Source organism: Roseburia yibonii, from assembly GCF_014297335.1.
Taxonomy (GTDB): Bacteria; Bacillota; Clostridia; order Lachnospirales; family Lachnospiraceae; genus Roseburia_D; species Roseburia_D yibonii.
In genome coordinates this window covers 41,232-60,508 of the sequence record NZ_JACOQH010000011.1, presented here as the reverse complement: position 1 = coordinate 60,508, position 19,277 = coordinate 41,232, and the positions used below count along the sequence as shown (strand labels likewise).

General features: G+C 46.5%; 16 protein-coding genes. 3 read left to right on the top strand and 13 right to left on the bottom strand.

Annotation, left to right across the window (positions count from 1 at the left end):
• Window positions 1–128: 128 nt before the first annotated feature.
• From H8Z76_RS12660 to H8Z76_RS12615, 10 genes are all read right to left on the bottom strand, one after another.
• Complete coding sequence (locus H8Z76_RS12660) at window positions 129–941, bottom strand: hypothetical protein (protein ID WP_186982720.1); 813 nt, start codon at window positions 939–941, stop codon at window positions 129–131.
• Complete coding sequence (locus tag H8Z76_RS12655; protein WP_186982718.1) at window positions 938–1,825, bottom strand: hypothetical protein; 888 nt, start codon at window positions 1,823–1,825, stop codon at window positions 938–940. The genes H8Z76_RS12660 and H8Z76_RS12655 overlap by 4 nt, the downstream gene beginning before the upstream one ends.
• 25 nt (window positions 1,826–1,850) lie before the next feature.
• On the bottom strand, window positions 1,851–3,284 hold the full coding sequence (locus H8Z76_RS12650; protein ID WP_186982716.1) for a hypothetical protein: 1,434 nt from the start codon (window positions 3,282–3,284) through the stop codon (window positions 1,851–1,853).
• Entirely contained in the window at window positions 3,281–3,817 is a 537-nt protein-coding gene (locus H8Z76_RS12645; protein WP_186982714.1) for a toll/interleukin-1 receptor domain-containing protein, read from the bottom strand. The genes H8Z76_RS12650 and H8Z76_RS12645 overlap by 4 nt, the downstream gene beginning before the upstream one ends.
• Before the next feature lie 399 nt (window positions 3,818–4,216).
• Entirely contained in the window at window positions 4,217–4,549 is a 333-nt protein-coding gene (locus H8Z76_RS12640) for a hypothetical protein (RefSeq protein ID WP_186982712.1), read from the bottom strand.
• 234 nt (window positions 4,550–4,783) lie between these two features.
• A complete protein-coding gene (locus tag H8Z76_RS12635; protein WP_186982710.1) occupies window positions 4,784–5,686 on the bottom strand; it encodes an RES family NAD+ phosphorylase in 903 nt (300 codons plus the stop codon).
• Between the two features lie 111 nt (window positions 5,687–5,797).
• The gene (locus tag H8Z76_RS12630; RefSeq protein WP_243240553.1) at window positions 5,798–5,983 is read right to left on the bottom strand and encodes a hypothetical protein; all 186 of its coding nucleotides are present in this window, start codon (window positions 5,981–5,983) and stop codon (window positions 5,798–5,800) included.
• Window positions 5,984–6,035: 52 nt separating this feature from the next.
• The gene (gene rlmD, locus H8Z76_RS12625) at window positions 6,036–7,400 is read right to left on the bottom strand and encodes a 23S rRNA (uracil(1939)-C(5))-methyltransferase RlmD (RefSeq protein WP_186982708.1); all 1,365 of its coding nucleotides are present in this window, start codon (window positions 7,398–7,400) and stop codon (window positions 6,036–6,038) included.
• Window positions 7,401–7,413: 13 nt separating this feature from the next.
• Window positions 7,414–8,361, bottom strand: coding sequence for a 3'-5' exoribonuclease YhaM family protein (locus H8Z76_RS12620; RefSeq protein WP_186982706.1), 948 nt, complete (start codon window positions 8,359–8,361; stop codon window positions 7,414–7,416).
• Window positions 8,362–8,378: 17 nt separating this feature from the next.
• Entirely contained in the window at window positions 8,379–9,656 is a 1,278-nt protein-coding gene (locus tag H8Z76_RS12615; RefSeq protein WP_186982704.1) for a S1C family serine protease, read from the bottom strand.
• Between the two features lie 180 nt (window positions 9,657–9,836).
• On the opposite strand from H8Z76_RS12615, the gene H8Z76_RS12610 reads away from it, so the two are divergent.
• The 3 genes from H8Z76_RS12610 to H8Z76_RS12600 are packed head-to-tail and all read left to right on the top strand — an operon-like array spanning window position 9,837 to window position 14,408.
• Window positions 9,837–12,224, top strand: coding sequence for an endonuclease MutS2 (locus H8Z76_RS12610; RefSeq protein ID WP_186982702.1), 2,388 nt, complete (start codon window positions 9,837–9,839; stop codon window positions 12,222–12,224).
• Between the two features lie 26 nt (window positions 12,225–12,250).
• On the top strand, window positions 12,251–12,952 hold the full coding sequence (locus tag H8Z76_RS12605; RefSeq protein WP_022515671.1) for a response regulator transcription factor: 702 nt from the start codon (window positions 12,251–12,253) through the stop codon (window positions 12,950–12,952).
• 19 nt (window positions 12,953–12,971) lie between these two features.
• Window positions 12,972–14,408 carry a sensor histidine kinase gene (locus H8Z76_RS12600; protein ID WP_022515670.1) on the top strand — a complete coding sequence of 479 codons (1,437 nt, stop codon included), beginning with the start codon at window positions 12,972–12,974 and terminating at the stop codon, window positions 14,406–14,408.
• 25 nt (window positions 14,409–14,433) lie between these two features.
• Here the strand turns inward: H8Z76_RS12600 and murI are convergent, their stop codons facing one another.
• From murI to H8Z76_RS12585, 3 genes are all read right to left on the bottom strand, one after another.
• The gene (gene murI / locus H8Z76_RS12595) at window positions 14,434–15,204 is read right to left on the bottom strand and encodes a glutamate racemase (protein WP_147619237.1); all 771 of its coding nucleotides are present in this window, start codon (window positions 15,202–15,204) and stop codon (window positions 14,434–14,436) included.
• 101 nt (window positions 15,205–15,305) lie between these two features.
• Window positions 15,306–18,113: an SbcC/MukB-like Walker B domain-containing protein gene (locus H8Z76_RS12590; protein ID WP_186982700.1), complete on the bottom strand. Its 2,808-nt coding sequence runs from the start codon at window positions 18,111–18,113 to the stop codon at window positions 15,306–15,308.
• Complete coding sequence (locus H8Z76_RS12585; RefSeq protein WP_186982698.1) at window positions 18,110–19,276, bottom strand: exonuclease SbcCD subunit D; 1,167 nt, start codon at window positions 19,274–19,276, stop codon at window positions 18,110–18,112. The genes H8Z76_RS12590 and H8Z76_RS12585 overlap by 4 nt, the downstream gene beginning before the upstream one ends.
• Between the last annotated feature and the right edge of the window lies 1 nt (window position 19,277).

Sequence of the window (19,277 nt, the reverse complement as noted above, 5' to 3'; positions counted from 1 at the left end):
GCTAGCTTAGCTGGTGGTGCTGCTCTGTCCCTATAAGCAATGATTGTTACTAGTCCTTACACATACTTTTCTATTTGCCTTATAGTGGAAACCTTCTGAAATTACTTTCACGTAATATTTTTAACTCATTACTCTTTTCCTACAAAATACACTTCATCCGCATATTGCTCTGGATGAAGATAATATAGTCTGCTCCATCCCTCAACATTATTTTGAGTTATAATTTTCACCCATGGTTCTACATGATCACCTTCTGCTTCTGCAAATACCATCTGTCCTGTCCATACAACTATGTCATCATTCTGCAGCCGATCCAACACTGTACAATTTTCCGTTGATGGAATATCTCTGACTAACAGGGAACTATTCACCCCTGAAACCACCAACATTATTTCCTGCGCTTCCCTTTGTTCCCCTGTCTGTCCCATCTGTTTCGTCTTATGTATTTCCTTCTGGTTTTTGGGATCATACCACTTGTGTTCTTCCAGCCAGTTCACACAAGCCATTTCCCCTCTTGTATACAAGGTCTGTCCCACTTCTAAGATATCATTGTTTATGTTCATGTAAAATGGAACTAATACAATAGCAATACATACCAAATAAACAATCAGACACTTCTTAAATTCTATTTTCCTATTGGTATGCCATCCACTATACCAACAGCCGATCACACAATCTATATGCTCACCCACTGTGGACATTTTATTTTCCAGTTTGGCTAAAAAAATTGATCCAAATTTACTGTGAATGGTTGTCACAGGAATTTCTACAATCCAATACAACAAGCGGAACAGTAACCTGAGCAGAAACGGAATGACCGATAAACCATATCGGATATAGTTTCCGAAAAACTTCCATAAAACAAGAATCCATACCGCAAGCGAAACCGCCACCCGAACCCCAAACGGTAATGATAAAAAAGCACTTATGATTACACTCATTTCTCTTCTTCCTCTGTGAAAAACTGATCAATTCCTGCAATGTCTTTTTGTTCCACTGCCGCCTCTTCTATCTGATCTTGTTTCGCTATTCCATTCAACACAGTTTCTACACGAATCTTTGCATCTCTATCCGTAATAAATCCATCTTCTCTTAATTCCCTCACTAAGTTGATCCGGCTTTTCTGGATCATAGCATCATGTTCCTGAATCTTTTCTATCGCTTCGGTTTCTGTCAGTTTGCCTTCTGCGACCTCTGTCTTTACTGCTTGCGAATAATCATCTGTCAATATATCCGTCAGTTCTCTCGCATTCTTTTTTAACATCGCATCCAATTTCTGTGTTCCAAATTTTCTAACATACTCTACTGCCTCTTCCCCCGGTATAGCATCTACCGCCGATACCTGATACTGAAGCCCCGTTGACTCATCCACAGTGCTGAGCGAAGATAATTTTTGCGCCAGTTCATCATCCATTCCGTCATAATCCAGAATACTGTACTTACGCGTAATCTTTTTAACATCCATTGAGAATACATGGTCAAAATATAAATCCACATCCAGATTCTTATTTTCATAAAATGTAATCGGATCAGCCACTTCTATAACTGCTTTCACAGACACCCGAAAAGAATAGTATGTCTCTCTGCTTGGTGCATCAATCTGTATATTTCTTATATATGGAAGTGTAGATATTTCCACAAGCTGCGTATACTTTCCCTGCCTGATCTGTTTCACTGTGGTGTATTCATCAACAATAATATCGTCATTGTATCCCTTCGTCAGAATGAACGCCGAACCATGCTTTTCCGTATTTGGTATCTTTGAAAAAAATCCTCCCTGGTATGGTTCTTCTTTTATAATAAATTTATTTTGAAATTCCTTCATATAATCAAAACTCTCCTCCTTTTTCTTAAACACCAGACAATCTCTGATAAATTTGAGCAGAGATCCTGTTATTGCTTTTTTTCAAAATCTCCAGGATCTCCTGTCGATAATTTTCCCCGGATAATGTCATCACATAAAAATATGCACACATATGGTTTAAAACACGTTCCGAATATTCATAAACCGACAATTCTTTCAGATATGTTTTCAAAATCACATATAACTGTTTTCGCAGGTGATAGACGGACATCGCCTGTTCGATAACCGGCATAATATATTCCTGCTGCTTTTTTGTATCACATGCTACCAACGGTAATTCCACAAAAGATTCACTTACCAAATAATAGCTGTGTCTGACAATGTTAATATAAACCTGGACAATGCGTAATTTCCCCGTTCTTTCTTTTTCTCTATGAAATGCATCATAAATAGCATTTGCAAACATTGACCTTAAATATTTTGACTGAATTAAAAGCGCAGCAATAAAGATCGCATCATCTTTTCTGAAATACAATATTCTTTTGCTGATCGTTTTTTGTAACTTTAAATCAAAAGATACTCGACAGCCCTTTTCTATCAACACAGAATATGCCAGGCTTGCTGATTTCCACAACCACACCCATTCCCGCTGCTCCTGCATCCATTGGAGCACCATGTTATCTACGTCTTGCTGCATGGCAGTATTTTCATACAACCTATATGCCAGCATTCCCAATAACCCCGCATTTTTTGAGTCCTTATATAACTCTGGGAAGATCCGTTGTCTGGCATCTGCAAGATCAAATGCAATAACTCTCTCAAACGCTGTTGCGATCTGATATGTATAAAATGCTGTATGGTATCTGCTCAATTTATTGATTTGGATCAGCCACGAGACAATCCGTTCTTTCAATATCGGAAACTGTTCCAGAATATTTGCCAGTGCAATCTCGGCTCCGTCTCCAAAGCCAATACAGACCTGTCCATCTTCGCGGACAAACCGCTTTCCTCTAATCACGGCAAGAATTGTCTTTAAAGATATGTACGGATTTTTCTGTCCATCATGTTCTTCTGTTTCCACTCCATTGTGCAACTGTGCCACTGGAAGACATTCCATAAGGTATTTCTGTAAATCAGACAGATCTGCTAATGGAATCATTTCAAAAGTACACAAAATAATTGCTGTTGCCAGATACTCACTATTTTTAAATTGTTCTACAAATTCCGTACATTCATCCGTTTTACTCAGATCATAACTTTTTCCAGCAGCAGTATTTTCTTTTTTTTCCACGCTCTGCTTATAGTTCATATTTAATTCGCCCAGGCTGTTTACAAACACCTGGACCCAGGCCGTATTTCCTTCTGCATTAAATACATTTTGTTTTTTCTGCTCTAACTCATCTGAGTTATCAATGTTTTCATCATCTTCCTGTTCTTCTAATTCAACCGCTTCCTTATTCTCCTGATCTATCGGATTCACAATTCTATACTTCCTTCCATTGTCTGAATAAAAATCTGCTTGTTCGCTGTATTGCCATTTATATTCATAATCCCATCTGTTCTATTGTGAGATCCTGACAACTTTTTCCTCTCTTTTCTATCCATCGCTATTTTCGCAGCAAGATGGCTTGCAATTACCGCCGGGTCACTTGCTTCAAAATAATTTGTGCTTTGAGGATCCAGCATATCCTTGGGCAAACCTGTTCCATCTAAGTATACCGGAATCACGTGACCGTCCGCGCCATGCTTTGCAAATGCAATCCCTGCTTCTTCCATTGGTACCTGACGCATAATATAGTTTTGGGAAACAAATAATGCCACATACTCTGCCTCTAACCCAAATATACTGTAAAAAACTTCCCGCTGATTTTTTCCACTCAGAACCTTTTGCCCTTCCTGTGACGGTGCAAAAAATACATTTAAATTTTCAGCCCGCAGATAATGGTTCACTTTCTCCACCAGCTTTTGGTCTTCTGTTGCAAATGACAGTGCAATATCATATTTGTAATCCATCCGATCACCTCTCACTAGTTTTTCTTTCAGTATACCGTACCTGTTCTCCAATGCAATATTTTGTCGATTTTTTACGAAAATTTATGTATGACTGCGCCTGCACATATGGTTTCAAATGTCATCTATTTTATTGTTCATTTCTATTTCAGCCAATATAATAGCGTTAAAATTTTTTTAAACTATAGCTATGAAAGGAATTCTTTTTATACAGACATTTATTAAGCTATCTGACACGATCCCTCAGAATTGCACTGAAATTGAGAAGAAAAAAAGCCTATGCCGCTGACGTTCCTGCATGCATGGCTTCTTCTGATCTTCGTACCGTCCTACGCGAGAAAACTTATGTATAATATTAATGTTTCTCCCTTAGGAAATTCGATTTTAGAAGATTATGTTCTACTAAAAGATACGGGTCCAATCTTTTTTCCTCCTAATTTCATACGGTTTCCAATTTTTATGATACAAAGGAAAAAACTCAGACAATACTGGCATCAAATACTTTTTTTGTTCTAATTTACGGATTTCCTCTACTCCTTTTGTAATAATCTCAAATACATATTGCACTGAATAGGACTGTATCGTTTCCTGAAATTCATACATATCCAAGATATCTAATGCCCCAGTAATATTCTTTCCTTGTAAATCATATAAATTAAATAGCGCAAACTCATCTATGACCCTTGCCAACTCCTGTTTATTATTGATTGTTTTTCCCTTCTTTCCAGAATCCACTATGCGCTTTGCTATCCTTGACCATTCACAAAGCGGATCATAAAATTTTTATGAAACGTTTGCTTTTCTAAGTGACGTTAATCCATTTGCCAACATGGATGAAGTTAATGCCGCTTCATTCGCCAATAATCTCTCTTTTTCTTCAAACATATGTATCCTCCTCGTATTCTTAACATTTATCACAACCACAAAATTAACCTCTGCCACATTATCATATCTTGTAATTTTTTATTATTACTCTATTCTTTTGAACCGTTGCAACAAGCGCTCTTTTTGTTCATCAGCTATTGTTTTATCATAAATCAACATTTTTCCATCTTTATTTGACATAATTTCTGTTTCATTATTGAAGTCCCAAAAAGAATGATTCGCTTGTTTATGCAGCAAAACCCTGCTTTCACAAAATTCTATTGCTGATGGATGGCAATTAAAAATTGTATAATTAATACCTCCTGGAGTAAAAAAACTTTTGTATTTTATTCCATCTATTCCCGTTTTTCGCAAATGATCCGCTATTATCTGTGTAGCCCGATAAGCATTTTCGCCCCTCACTGGCTGGGTAAAACGAAACATTAACTGTGAAAAGAATACCCCCATGCTCATTCCATAAACTTCGGTGTCTTTTCGCTGAAAACTTTTTTCAGACGCAAAATCAATAATATATAATGGTTTTAACACTTTGAACTTTGCAAGAGAAATTAAATCGCCAAACTGTGACTTTATTTCCATACAAGCTGTTTCTGGATCAGAAGCAATATATAAATAAGATGCTCCCGCAATATTATTTCTTCCTTCACCTCCTATTCCCAAAATAGGTTCTCTTGAATTTATATCATTATACCCCATGAACTTATTATCTTGAGTTTTTCCAATCCCTTTTTCTAATTTATCATCATCCTCCGGGTTAATAATTCTTGCTCGATAATATTCTGTACCTACCTCTAAGCATTTTTTAAACTGCGATATCTCTTTATTAAGTACGATATCATCAATAATAGATTGAATTCTTTGAATTTGTTCAATTAGTCCTTGTTCTGTTTCTATTGCCTTTATAAATTTATTAAAATTAATTCTTGCATTTGCAGACCATCCCCTCGTATTTATTGAATCTTTCAATTTTTGCAAATTCTTATCCATATATTTCCCACCTATACATAAAATATTTTCTTAATTGATTTTGCCAAACTATGAAACAGAAGCCTTCAAGTCATTAAACTCAAAGGCTTCTCATTTTCATTAAAAATTTTCTTATGCAAGCGCAGGTTTCTTCCCTGCAATAATCGCTTTCACTTCTTCTATATCCTTATCTGTAGCTGAGGCTATCTGCTCTGCTGTTAAACCATTCTTATACATTTTCATAATGAGTCCTGCTTCACCTTCCGCACGTCCAATCGCAATACCATCTTCTTTTATTCCCTGACTCAAGTTACACATAACACTCACATCCTTCCTGAAGTTCTCCTCAACAGGAATATCATATTCATTTCTATCTAATTCTTTGCAGCAGCGTCACCGCCTCACAATGCCCCGTCTGGCAGAACTGATCCACCGCCTGCACGCGCTTTAACTCATACCCGTGTCCGCACAGATACTTCAGGTCACGCGCGAGCGTTGCGGAATCACAGCTCACATACACAATGCGCTCCGGTGCCATGGACACGATCGTAGAAAGCAGGCTCTCCTCGCAGCCCTTGCGCGGCGGATCGACCACGATGACCTCGGCTTTTGCCTCCTCCTTATGCTCACTGACATAGGATGGATAGACTTCTTCAGCCTTTCCGACAAAGAAATCGACGTTTGTGATATCGTTTAACGCGGCATTCTTCTTCGCATCCGCGATCGCCTGCGGCACAATCTCCACACCAAAAACTTTTTTTGCTTTCTGCGCCAGGAATAAAGAGATCGTTCCGATGCCACAGTAAAGATCCCACACCGTCTCTGTGCCGGTAAGTCCCGCATACTCCAGTGCCTTTTCATACAGGACTTTGGTCTGCGCCGGATTGACCTGATAGAAAGACTGCGGCGAGATCTGATATTTGATGTCACCGATATAATCTGTGATGTAATCCGATCCCCAGATTGTGATCGTCTTTTCACCCATGATCACATTTGTATCCTTTTCGTTACGATTTACGGAAATGCTTGTCATCCCGGGGATCTCAGTCAGCGCGGCAATGAATTTTTCCTGTTTTGGCAGCTTTTTTCCGTTTAAGATAAAACAGACCATAATCTCCTTGGTCGTAAATCCGAAACGGATCAAAATATGACGCACCAGCCCTGTGTGCGTCTTCTCATCATATGGTTCGATATGCTCCTGTTCCATGATCTGTAAGATCTTCCCTAAGATTGGCTCATTGATCTTTGCACCGAGATAACATTCGTCCACCGGGATCAGGCTGTGCGTGCGCGCCGCGTAAAAGCCGGCGGTGAGCTTTCCGTCTTTATCCCTGCCGATCGGAAACTGCGCCTTGTTCCGGTAGTGATACGGCTCCTTCATACCGGCGATCGGTTCCATCGGAATATCCGTAAATCCACCGATGCGCTTTAAGTTGTTGCGCACTTTGTTTTCCTTGAATTCCAGCTGTTTGTCATAGGAAAGCGCCTGAAGCTGGCAGCCACCGCACGGGCGGCTGACCGGACATTTCGGCTCCACGCGGTAAGGCGACGATGTCAGAACTTCAAGCAGTCTCGCGTAACCATAGCTCTTTTTCATCTTCATGATCTTTGCCTGCACGACATCACCGATCACGGCATCTTTGATAAAGAGCGTGATGCCGTCCGCCTTTCCGATGCCTTCGCCATCCACGCCCATATCTTCTATCTTTACTTCAATTACATCATCTTTTTTCAAAATCGTTCATCCTTTAAATACTGGTCTTTCTGATATTGGAATCAAACAGACGGTTAAAGCCGAGCCACTCCGTATTTCCGTCCGGCACTTTTGCGAACGCTTCTTTCATCGTCTCCATCTTCGCGTCGAGATTATCGGCAAACGTGAGCGCAACCGCTTCGACGAGTGCCGGTTTTTTCGGGGAACCAAATTCCAGTTCTCCGTGATGCGCAAGAATGCAGTGCTTTAATTCATTTCCGAGTTTTACCGGGAAATCCGGGATCTCACGGATCCGGTCTCCCACCACTTCCGCGCCGATCATGATATGGCCGAGAAGCTGTCCCGCATCGGTATAATCATTTTCCGGGAATGTGGAGAGCTCGGAGAGCTTTCCGATATCGTGAAACATCGCTGCGGCAACTAGAAGGTCACGGTTTAAGATCGGATAGTTGTCCGCAAAATAATTACAGAGCTTCGTCACCCCAAGCGTATGCTCTAAAAGTCCGCCGACAAATCCGTGATGCACGCTCTTTGCCGCCGAATGGAATTTGAAACGTTTCTCAAAATCTGCGTCCTCCAAAAAGAAGCTGCTTACGAGCTGTTTCAAATGCGGATTTTTCATTTTCGTGATGTATCCGGTAAGTTCCTCATACATCTCATCAATATCGCGGTCGCTGACCGGAAGATAGTCCTTCGGATCATATTCTCCCGGCTGTACTTTGCGCACACGCTTTACATTTAACTGCAGCGCGCCCTGAAAACTGGTCAGATCCCCGACCACGTTGATATAATCCAGACTGTCAAAATCATCGATCCCCTGTGAACCCGGATCCCAGATCTTCGCATCCAAAAGCCCGGTCTTGTCCTGCAGCATCAAAGATTCATACGGCTTGCCGTTCTTTGTGACTGCCGACTGTTTATGTTTACAGAGAAAGACCTCGTTGACTCTTTCTCCTTCACGCAATGTTTCAATATATCTCATGTCCAATCCTCCAAAATTTATTCCAAAACTCCGACGACTGCCGTACAGGTGATCTTCGTATAGCCGTCTGTTCCCTGTCTTTTTACTGCTATGCTCACGTTCGTGTTCGGTGAGAGGGAAAGCAGTTTTTCCGTATAATCCGATACATTCGTGATCTCCGCGCCGTTTAATTCCACGATGACATCCCCGCTCTGCAGTCCCGCGTTCATCGCCGGCGAATCCATCTCCACCGACTTCACATACACGCCCTTCGGCAGATCATAGGACGCTGAGATCTCATCCGTGACGGTGCTTAATTTCGCGCCAAGATACGGAATGCTCTGATTGTTGGAAAGTTTCTCGATGACTTCTTTTAGCTCCGAAATGGATACTGCCGTCAGCGTATTCGTGTCACTGCCGCTGCTGTATCCCTGCATGATCAGTCCGACGATCTCTCCGTTTAAATTGATCAGGACACCGCTGCCGCTGCTGTTTCCCACAATATCCGTATTCAGGACATGGTAGGTCGCGTCCAGCGTGGATACGCTGTTTCCGGTCGCTGTAATGTCCCCGGTCAGGATCGAAAAGTTCGCCCCAAGCGGACTTCCGAGCGCAATGACCACGGTCCCCGGCTGTACCGCATAAGAATTGCCGAGCACGGCTGTCTTTATGGCTCCAAGCGTCACGTCCGGGATGTCGGATAGCGCAACACTTAATACTGCCACGCCGGTATTTCCATCGTACTGCTTTAACACCGCGTTCACGATCGCTCCGTCCACAAACGTCACACGGATCGCCTGCGCGTCTGTGATCACTTTTTTCTCTGTCAGGATCAAAAGCTCCTGTCCGTTATTCGCAATGACAACTCCGCTCGCCTGTCCGGAGCTCTCATAAGGCGTGTTGAACCAGTCCATGTCACTCTTTACGCCTGTCACCGTAACAATGGACTTATTCTGCTCCTCGCCGATCGCGTAGATCTTATTTTGCAGCTTCTGGTAATCGGTCGTCTCCAGTTCCTGCGTTTCTGTTATGTAAACCGGAGCGGCATTCTCTGTCTCGGAATCTTTTTCCGGCTCCCGCTCTGTCTCCGGTTCCAGTTCGTCTTTCGGAATCGTCACCACCGGTTTTTCCTCCGGATACAGCCACTCCTGCATATAGGGCTGCACCAGCGTAAAGACCAGACACGCGATCAGCCCGAACGCAACGGCTGACACGAGAAGCACTGCCACTTTGGAAAGTACCTGTCTTTTACTCACCGGCTTGTCCTTTATCTTTTCCTTAATAAACGCGAATTCATCTTCCTTTTTCTCTGGCATTGTAAAATCCCCATTTCCTCAGGTCTGCTCCCATTATACGTTGAATTCCGGGCGGTTGCAACTGTTTAAATGAATTTAGAGGATCCTCAAAATATTTTTTGCGATTTCCATACGGTTGGGTTATACTTATGTATAGTAGACTTTCTACCAGAAATCAGAAATACAAATCGGAGAATTTAAATGAACGAAAAGGCATTCAAAACATTAGAATATAATAAGATCATCGATCTTCTGACCGAGCAGGCGGCGTCCCCGAAGGCGAAGGAACTCTGCCGCTCCTTAAAACCAATGACCGATAAGGCAAAGATCGAAGCCGCGCAGACCCAGACGGCGGACGCACTGACAAGACTTTTCCAGAAAGGCAGCGTCTCTTTTTCCGGGATCCATGATATGGAGGCTTCCTTAAAGCGCCTTGAGATCGGCGGAACGATGGGCATCGATGAATTTTTAGCACTCAGTTCCCTGCTTGAAGCGGCAAAACGCGTCAAGGCTTTTTCCCGTGGAAAATCCGAGGACGGCGCACGGGATTCCCTGGATGACCTCTTTGACGGCATCGAACCGCTGACACCGCTCTTGGATGAGATCCGCCGCTGCATCATTTCCGAGGATGAGATCTCGGATGACGCAAGTCCGGCCTTAAAAAATATCCGCAGAAGCATCCGCAGCATGAACGACCGCGTCCACTCCCAGATGACCGCGATGTTAAACAACACGAACATCCGCAACAGTCTGCAGGACGGTGTCATCACCATGCGGAACGGCCGCTACTGTCTTCCGGTCAAGGCGGAATACAAAAATCAGGTGCCCGGTATGGTACACGACCAGTCTTCCACCGGATCCACGCTTTTTATCGAACCGATGGCAGTTGTCAACCTGAACAATGAATTAAAAGAGCTCTACTTAAAGGAACAGGAGGAGATCTCGGTTATCCTCGCGAATTTAAGTAATCTGACCTCTGAATATATTCCATATATCCGGGAGGATTACCGGATTTTGACTGAACTTGATTTTATTTTCGCGAAAGCATCCCTCGCGAAGATCTACAACGGCACCGCGCCGATTTTCAATGAAAACGGTTATATCCACATCCGAAAGGGACGCCATCCGCTGTTAAACAAACACAAGGTCGTTCCGATCGATGTCACTTTGGGCGACGCGTTTGACCTTCTTATCATCACCGGACCGAACACCGGTGGAAAGACCGTGTCCTTAAAGACCGTCGGTCTCTTTACGCTGATGGGGCAGGCGGGACTTCACATTCCCGCAAATGACCGCTCGGAGCTTTGTGTCTTTCATGAGGTCTTTGCGGATATCGGAGATGAGCAGAGCATTGAACAGAGCCTCAGTACGTTCTCCTCGCACATGACGAATATCATTTCGATCTTAGATCATGTGGATGAGCACTCTCTGGTTCTTTTTGATGAGCTCTGCGCCGGAACCGACCCAACCGAAGGTGCCGCGCTCGCGATCTCGATCCTCTCAAAGCTGCACGCGCGCGGCATACGCACCATGGCGACCACGCATTACAGCGAGATCAAGGTGTTTGCGCTCGAGACACCCGGTGTGGAGAACGCCTGCTGTGAATTCAGCGTGGAGACATTAAGTCCGACTTACCGCCTGCTCATCGGGATCCCGGGCAAAAGTAACGCATTTGCGATCTCCGGCAAACTCGGACTTTCCGCCGACATTATCGAGGACGCGAAGACCAGGATCACCACGAGTGAGCAGAATTTCGAGGATCTGATCGCAGACCTCGAATCGAGCCGCGTTACCATTGAAAAGGAACGGCTTGAGATCAACCAGTACAAGGCGGAGGTTGCCTCCTTAAAGAAAAAACTGGAAGCCAAACAGGAACGGCTTGACGAGAGCCGTGACAAGATCCTGCGTGAGGCAAATGAACAGGCCTACGCGATCTTAAAAGAAGCAAAAGACGTCGCTGACACTTCCATCCGCAATTTCAACAAATACGGCACTACCCATGCGCCGGTCAGCGAGATGGAAAAACAGCGCTCGAAGATCCGTGATAAAATGTCCGCTGCGGAAAAGAACATGGCGGGCACAAAGAAAAAACAGGCTCCTGCCGGAAACGCGCCAAAGAACCTGCGCATCGGTGACCGTGTCAAGGTACTCAGCATGAATCTGACCGGAACCGTCCACACCCTGCCAAACGCAAGAGGCGATCTCTATGTGCAGATGGGCATTCTGCGCTCTCTGGTCAATGTGCGGGATCTGGTACTGCTCCCGGACGATACCGTGCCTGCGGCAGCCAAAAAGACAAACGGCAAATCCGGTTCCGGAAAGATCCGTATGTCGAAATCCGCGTCCGTCTCCACCGAGATCAATCTGATCGGCATGACGACAGACGAGGCGATCGCTGTGCTCGACAAGTATCTGGATGACGCCTATATCGCGCATCTGCCTTCCGTCCGTATCGTCCACGGCAAGGGCACCGGCGCACTGCGCGCCGCGGTACACAAGCACTTAAAGCGCTTAAAATATGTAAAATCCTTTCACCTCGGCGAGTTTGGGGAAGGCGATGCCGGTGTGACGATCGCAGAATTTGAATAGACAAAAAAATTTGAACGGAGGTATTTATGGCAGCAAAACAGAAAATTTTAATCGTAGATGATGACAATAATATCGCAGAACTGATCTCTCTTTATCTGACCAAAGAGTGTTATGATACGGAAATCGTAAATGACGGAGAAGATGCCTTAAAAGCTTTTGAATCCTACCGTCCGAACCTGATCCTCCTTGATCTGATGCTTCCGGGCATTGACGGCTATCAGGTCTGCCGGGAGATCCGGGGAAAATCTAACGTCCCGATCATCATGCTCTCGGCAAAGGGCGAGATCTTCGACAAAGTGTTAGGACTTGAACTTGGTGCCGATGACTATATCATGAAACCGTTTGATTCCAAGGAGCTGGTTGCCCGGGTAAAAGCGGTCCTGCGCCGTTTCCAGCCCGCGAAACCGGACGCTCCCGCCGCGGATATCAAGTGTGTGGAATATCCGGATCTGGTCATCAACCTTTCCAACTATTCCGTGCTCTATCAGGGACAGCCCATCGACATGCCGCCAAAGGAACTCGAACTTTTGTATTTCCTTGCCTCCTCTCCGAACCAGGTGTTCACAAGGGAACAGCTTCTCGACCACATCTGGGGCTATGAATACATCGGAGATACGCGTACCGTGGATGTCCATGTCAAACGTCTGAGAGAAAAGATCAAGGACAACGCTTCCTGGAGCCTTGCCACGGTCTGGGGCATCGGCTACAAGTTTGAGGTAAAGGATTGACGCAAGAGGTTTACATAACATGAAAAAGACACTGTATTGGAAGCTCCTGCTCGGCTATCTGATCTTTGGCATTCTGGGGTTTATCCTGGTTTCCACCGTGACCGCCGAGGTCGAGCTTCACTATCTGGAAAAGCACACGGCTTCGGATCTCTACCGTGAGGCGACGCTCGTTGCCAACAAATATGCCGCCGAATATTACAAAAATACCATGACCCTTTCTGATCTAAACAACCAGTTTGAGGCTCTCGATACCTATCTTTCGTCTGAGATCTGGCTGATCAATACCGACGGGGACATTCTGGTCAATTCCGGCGCGCCGGTGGATCTGAGCAATTTAGAGCGCATCGACAGCTTTAACGCGACGGATTTCGGCAGCCGTTATTATCAGATCGGACATTTTTATAATTATTTTTCGCAGGATTATTTAAGCGTCTTCGCGCCGATCACTGTAAATTACAAGGTGAAGGGTTATATCGTTATCCACAAGCCCCTATCGGTGATCACCTCGTTTAACAACCGTCTGTTGAACTTTTCCTACCTGACACTCGGACTGTTAGCGGCATGCGCGCTGCTCCTTATCATCCTGTTTGTTTTCTTTGTGGTCCACCCGATCCACAAGATCGCGAAGTCGGTCGCGCGCTATGCAGACGGTGATTTTTCCAAAAAGATCGATGTACATACCAACGACGAGATCGGTTATCTTGCCGCCTCGATCGACTATATGGCAAACGAGATGAATACCCTCGAGGAAGACCAGCGTAAATTTGTTTCCAATGTCTCGCACGATTTCCGCTCGCCGCTCACTTCGATCAAAGGCTATGTGGAAGCCATGCTGGACGGCACGATCCCGCCGGAATTGCAGGACAAGTATCTGAACATCATCCTGTTTGAGACCGAACGCCTGAACAAGCTGACCAACAGCATTCTCGAGCTGAATAAATACGGTTCGCACGGCAGAACCATCCTGGACACCGGAAATTTCGATATCAACCATGTGATCAAGATGACTGCCATGACGTTCGAGGGGCGCTGCAAGGAAAAGCATCTCTCCTTTGAACTGATCCTGACCGGGCAGACGCTCTTTGTGCGCGCGGACATGAGCAAGATCGAGCAGGTCGTCTACAACCTGATCGATAACGCGATCAAGTTCAGCCACAACGATTCTACGATTACGATCGAAACGACCGAAAAGAACGGGAAAGTCTTTGTATCGGTCAAAGACACCGGGATCGGCATCCCGAAGGACAGCCTGAACAAGATCTGGGAACGCTTTTACAAGACGGATCTCTCCCGTGGCAAGGACAAGAAGGGAACCGGTCTCGGACTTGCCATCGTAAAGGAGATCATTCAGGCACACGGTGAAAATATCAATGTCATAAGTACCGAAGGAGTCGGAACGGAATTTATCTTCACGCTCCCGCTCGCAAAGGAAAAATCCGCAGGGTCAGAAAACTGACCACTGCGGACTTTTTTATCACTTCTTACAAAGAAAGCAGTTTTTCGCAGAGTGCGATCTCTTCTGCTGTCTCCCTGCTGTTTAAGATCGAGATCTCTCCCTTTTCTCCGGAAGGGTTTAAAATCCCGCTCTCCCGCATTCTGCGGCGCAGCTCACGTGCGGTACCTGCTCCTCCGTCAAACACCGCGACACTGCTTCCGAGCAGCTCTTGAATGACCGGGCGCACAAACGGATAATGGGTACATCCGAGCACGACCGCGTCTACTTTGCCCTGATACGGCGCGAATTTTTCACTTAAATACGCTTTTAAATCTTCTCCGTCCAGATCTCCCGCTTCCACAAACTCCGGAAGCCCCGGACAAGCTAACGGATAGATCTCTGCCTGCGCCTCATATTCCTGCATCAGATGATGAAATTTCTCTTCCCGGATCGTCATCGGTGTCGCCATGACTAACACCCTGGCATTCTGCTTTGACAGAACCGCCGGTTTTAACGCCGGTTCGATCCCGACGACCGGCATATCCGGATATTTTTCCCGGAGCAGATCGATCGCCGCGCTCGTCGCTGTGTTACATGCCACCACGATCGCTTTCGCGCCACGCTCCACTAAAAAATCAATATGCTCTACGGTCAGCCTGCGCACCTCTTCTACCGTTTTCGGACCATACGGCGCGTTTTTGGAATCTCCATAATAAATATAATTTTCATTCGGCATCAGCTTCACCAGTTCCCGTAACACGCTGATCCCGCCAACGCCTGAGTCGAATACACCGACCGGTGCCTGCGATATATCCATAGCTTTCCCTCACGATCTTTAAAAACAGGCGGTCATCTGCCGCCTGCCGTTTTTCCTCTTTCTTACCGGATATTTATTGTAGCACGTTTGTCCGCATTTGCCTAGCCCCATGACACGGTACTGCCACGTTCGGTCTTTTTTACGATCAGTTTCTTTTCGATGCCGTCCTTTAATTCCGCGACATGCGAAATGATCCCGACCACACCGTTTTCCCCGGCAAGATCACGGAGCACACGGATCGCCTGCTCGCGCGCACCGTCATCCAGCGAGCCAAAGCCCTCATCGATAAACATCATATCCAGATGCACCGCTCCCGCCGTCCGCTGTACGATATCCGAAAGCCCGAGCGCCATGGAAAGTGCCGCCATAAAAGCTTCCCCGCCGGATAAAGTCTTTACGTCGCGCACGGTATCTGTCACCAGACTGTATACCGAAAGATCAAGTCCCTCGTTTTTGCTCTTTCCCGCGCTCTCGCTGTCCTTTAACTTTAAGACAAACTGTCCCTGCGACATGACGACCAGCCTCCGGTTTGCCTGCACGATGATCTGCCGGAAATACTGCCGCTGCACATAAGTTTCCAGGTCAAGCTTTGCCATTCCGCCGAGCCTGCCGTTTGCGGTCTTGCTCAATATTTCAAGCACCGCCGCTTCCTGTTCCATATCTTTTCGCTGCGCGGCATATTTTTTCAACTCGGTGAGCACGGCTTCGTTCACGCCGTTCTCGCTGTGCAGCTCCGCAAGTCTTTTTTCCGCCGCCTTCTGCAGTCCGCTCTTTTCTTCGAGTGCTTCCCGCAACGCCTCCGTATCTTCTTCTTTTCCCTCTTTCAGCGCTTTTTCGCCCGCCGCGATAGTTCCTCTCAAAAGACTGCACGTTTTCTCCCACTCATGGTACGCCTGCTGTGCCAGTGTCTCTGCCTCCTGTAACGCCTTTAACCGCGCTTCCAGGCTGTTTTTTACGTTCTCTGCCTCTTTCTTGTCGGCGTACACCAAAGTCTCCTGCCAGACCGCGCGCTCTTTTTGTTTTTCCAGCCACGCAAGCTCCAGCGAAGTTTCCGCCTTTCGCTCTGTCTCAACCTCTGCGGCAAGCGCCGCAAGCTGTTCTTTTTGTTCTTCCGCCTGCTTTTGCAGCTGTATCCGCGCAAGATCTTCCTTCCTTGCGGCTTCGGCTTTTTCATGCGCCTCCGCTTCCAGCTTTCCCATCTGTTTCAAAAGTGCTTCGATCTGTCCGGTATCCGGCATTTGCCCGGCGGCATCCGTAACATCCTGCTCCTGGGCTTTTAATGCCTCCACACACCGTTTCCACTGTTCCTCACACCTGTTTTTGGCAGCCTGTGTTTTTTCGCCCTGTGCCACAAACGCGAGATGACACTGTTCTCTTTCTTTTTTCGCCTGCTCGCTCTCTTCTTTTTCTTTTCGGATGCAGGCTTCCGACGGTGCGCCAGCGCTTAGTTTCGCAGGCTTCGGATGCTCCGTTGCTCCACAGACCGGGCATGGTTCTCCATCGTTAAGATGTTCCGCCAGAATGCCTGCCTGCGCAAAAAGGAACTGCTCATAATCCGTCTCATAGCGGTAAATAAGCCGCTTTGCTTCCTGCTCCGCAAAAAGCAGTTTTTCCCTGCATTTCTGTTCCCTTTTCTGTTCCCGTTCCCACTGCCGGCTGCCTTCCCTTAACTCACGGATCTCCTGGCAGCTCTGTGCGCAGATCCGCTCTTTTTCCCTTGCCTCCGCCAGTCTGCTCTCTGTATTTTGCAGCTGTTGCAGCTTCTGTTGCGAAAGTTCGTACGTTTCCTTTAATTTCTTTTCTTTTTCTTCCAATGCCGCAAACGCTTCTTTCGCGGCTGCAAGCGCTTCTTTTGCTTTCTGTTCCGCCTTCACCTTTTCTTCCAGCGCGTCAAAGCGTTCCAGTGCCTGTTTTGCGGCAACCTGCTGTTCTAACAGCTCCGGCTCCTGCTTCTTTCGGTCTTCCGCTGTCTTTTGTTTTGCCTCCGCAAGAAGCGTGCCTCTCTGTTCCTGCTCCGCAAGCTGCGTCTGCGCCTCCATCAGCTGCTCTTTTAATTTCTTTTGTTCCAGTGCTTTCGCAAGCGCTCCCGTCAGTTCCCGCACGGCACCCTGCACGGTCTCTAACTTTTTCTGTTCGTCTTTTTCTTCCTTTTTGCCGCGCCTGCAGATTTCCCCGGTGAGTGCGCAGTATTCCTCCACCGGAAGCAGGGTCTGTTCGCCCAGCCCGCGCAACTGTTCCTTTTGCTCCGGATCCATACAGCGGATCCTTGCGGTCTCCTGTAAAATTGCCTGGCGGTTGTAGCTTAATTTTTCATCCAGCGCAAAAAAACGCTTCTTTAATTCTTCCTGAACCCGGTAATAAAGCGTCGTCTGAAAGATCCGCGAAAAGATCAGCTTGCGTTCCTCGGTCTTTGTATACAAAAGCTTCAGGAAATCTCCCTGCGCGATCATCGCGATCTGTGTAAACTGTTTTACATCCAGTCCGATGAGTTCCGCGATCTTTTCGTCAGTCTCCTTTTTCTTTCCCGGAAATACCATGCCATCCGGAAGCGTCAGCTCGACTGCTGCCGCCACCTTCTGCTCCTTTATCTTTCCGTTCTTCAGATGTTTTGTGATCCGGTACTCGGGATTCCGCCGGATCTGATAAACATCGCCCCGATACTCAAAGGAGAATTCCACATAGGTTTTTTCATCTTCCGCGGCATACTGGCTGCGCATCATGCTTCCGCTTCGCATACCGCCGCTGGTCTCCCCGTAAAGCGCGTAGGTGATTGCGTCAAAGATCGTCGTCTTTCCCGAACCAGTATCTCCGGTGATCAGAAAGAGCCCCTGCCTCGCCTGTTCAAAATCGATCATTGTCTTTGTGGCATAAGAACCAAACGCAGACAAAAGAAGTTTTACCGGTCTCATCCGTTCGCCTCCCCTTCCGCAGCTTTTGCAAAGATCTCTGTCATGACCCGCTTCTCCGCCTCAGACATCGGACGCGCCTGCATATTTTCAAAGAACTGCGCAAAGACTTCCACCGGATCCTCCAACTTTAATTCTTCTACTGCTTCCGATAAGATCCGTCTGGTCCTTGCATTGTCCACACGGACTTCCAGGATATGGGAGTACACCTCCATCAGCCGTTCCTTGGGCTGATAGGGATCGATCTCGTCTGTCAGCGTGATACTTAAAAAATCATCCTTATTTTCCTCTGTCGCAAGGGAAAGCACCTCGGAAAGTGTTCCCCGCAGGCTTCGGAGTTCTCTGAGCGGTTCTAACCCGATCTGTGTTATGACCGGTTCCGTTCCCTTTTCTTTTAACTCCACACAGGTAATGCTCTTTGCCTGATGTTCTTCACTGACCGAATATTTGAGCGGCGTCCCGCAGTAACGGTACTGCTCCTTTCCGATCTTCTGCGGTCTGTGGATATGACCGAGCGCCGCGTAGTCAAACGGCGCAAGCACCGAGACATCCACCTCGTCAATCCCGCCTGCCACAGCGATCTCGGATTCACTCGTCTTGGGCCTGCTGCCTCCCGCCACATAAAACTGATGGGAGAGAATGACATTTCGCTCTGTGCGGTCGATCTGTTCTCTCGCAAGTACCCCGCGCACCGCCGCGTCATAGGTAAGCGTATCACTTTCCTTTAACAGGCTCCGGACAAAAAACGGCTTAATAAACGGCATAAGATAAAAATTCACCGCCCCATACGCATCCTGCAGTGTGACCTTCTTTAAATATTCTCCCTCTGTACGCGGCGGCATCCCGGAGATATAGACCTGATTTTTGGTCAGAAGCTCCCTTGCGTAATCGAGCCGCTCTGCCGAGTCATGATTTCCGGCGATGATAAGAAGCGGCACCTGTGGCGCCTGCTCTTTCATTACCGTCAGAAAATGATCAAAAAGAGCAACCGCTTCCGCCGACGGCACCGACTTGTCGTAGATGTCCCCGGCGATCGCGATCGCGTCCGGCTGTTCTTTTTTCACAGCGCAGACAATCTTATTTAAAATGTCTTCCTGCTCAGACCGCATGGAATAGCGGTGAAGCTGTTTTCCGATATGAAGATCGGATATATGAAAAAAACGCATC

What these genes read in the sequence shown, in the direction of transcription:
- murI (WP_147619237.1), bottom strand. Translation starts at nt 15,204, where the DNA reads ATGGATATATCGCAGGCACCGGTCGGTGTATTCGACTCAGGCGTTGGC.
- H8Z76_RS12660 (WP_186982720.1), bottom strand. Translation starts at nt 941, where the DNA reads ATGAGTGTAATCATAAGTGCTTTTTTATCATTACCGTTTGGGGTTCGG.
- H8Z76_RS12605 (WP_022515671.1), top strand. Translation starts at nt 12,251, where the DNA reads ATGGCAGCAAAACAGAAAATTTTAATCGTAGATGATGACAATAATATC.
- H8Z76_RS12610 (WP_186982702.1), top strand. Translation starts at nt 9,837, where the DNA reads ATGAACGAAAAGGCATTCAAAACATTAGAATATAATAAGATCATCGAT.
- H8Z76_RS12615 (WP_186982704.1), bottom strand. Translation starts at nt 9,656, where the DNA reads ATGCCAGAGAAAAAGGAAGATGAATTCGCGTTTATTAAGGAAAAGATA.
- H8Z76_RS12645 (WP_186982714.1), bottom strand. Translation starts at nt 3,817, where the DNA reads ATGGATTACAAATATGATATTGCACTGTCATTTGCAACAGAAGACCAA.
- H8Z76_RS12600 (WP_022515670.1), top strand. Translation starts at nt 12,972, where the DNA reads ATGAAAAAGACACTGTATTGGAAGCTCCTGCTCGGCTATCTGATCTTT.
- H8Z76_RS12585 (WP_186982698.1), bottom strand. Translation starts at nt 19,276, where the DNA reads ATGCGTTTTTTTCATATATCCGATCTTCATATCGGAAAACAGCTTCAC.
- H8Z76_RS12655 (WP_186982718.1), bottom strand. Translation starts at nt 1,825, where the DNA reads ATGAAGGAATTTCAAAATAAATTTATTATAAAAGAAGAACCATACCAG.
- H8Z76_RS12620 (WP_186982706.1), bottom strand. Translation starts at nt 8,361, where the DNA reads ATGAGATATATTGAAACATTGCGTGAAGGAGAAAGAGTCAACGAGGTC.
- H8Z76_RS12635 (WP_186982710.1), bottom strand. Translation starts at nt 5,686, where the DNA reads ATGGATAAGAATTTGCAAAAATTGAAAGATTCAATAAATACGAGGGGA.
- H8Z76_RS12590 (WP_186982700.1), bottom strand. Translation starts at nt 18,113, where the DNA reads ATGAGACCGGTAAAACTTCTTTTGTCTGCGTTTGGTTCTTATGCCACA.
- H8Z76_RS12630 (WP_243240553.1), bottom strand. Translation starts at nt 5,983, where the DNA reads ATGTGTAACTTGAGTCAGGGAATAAAAGAAGATGGTATTGCGATTGGA.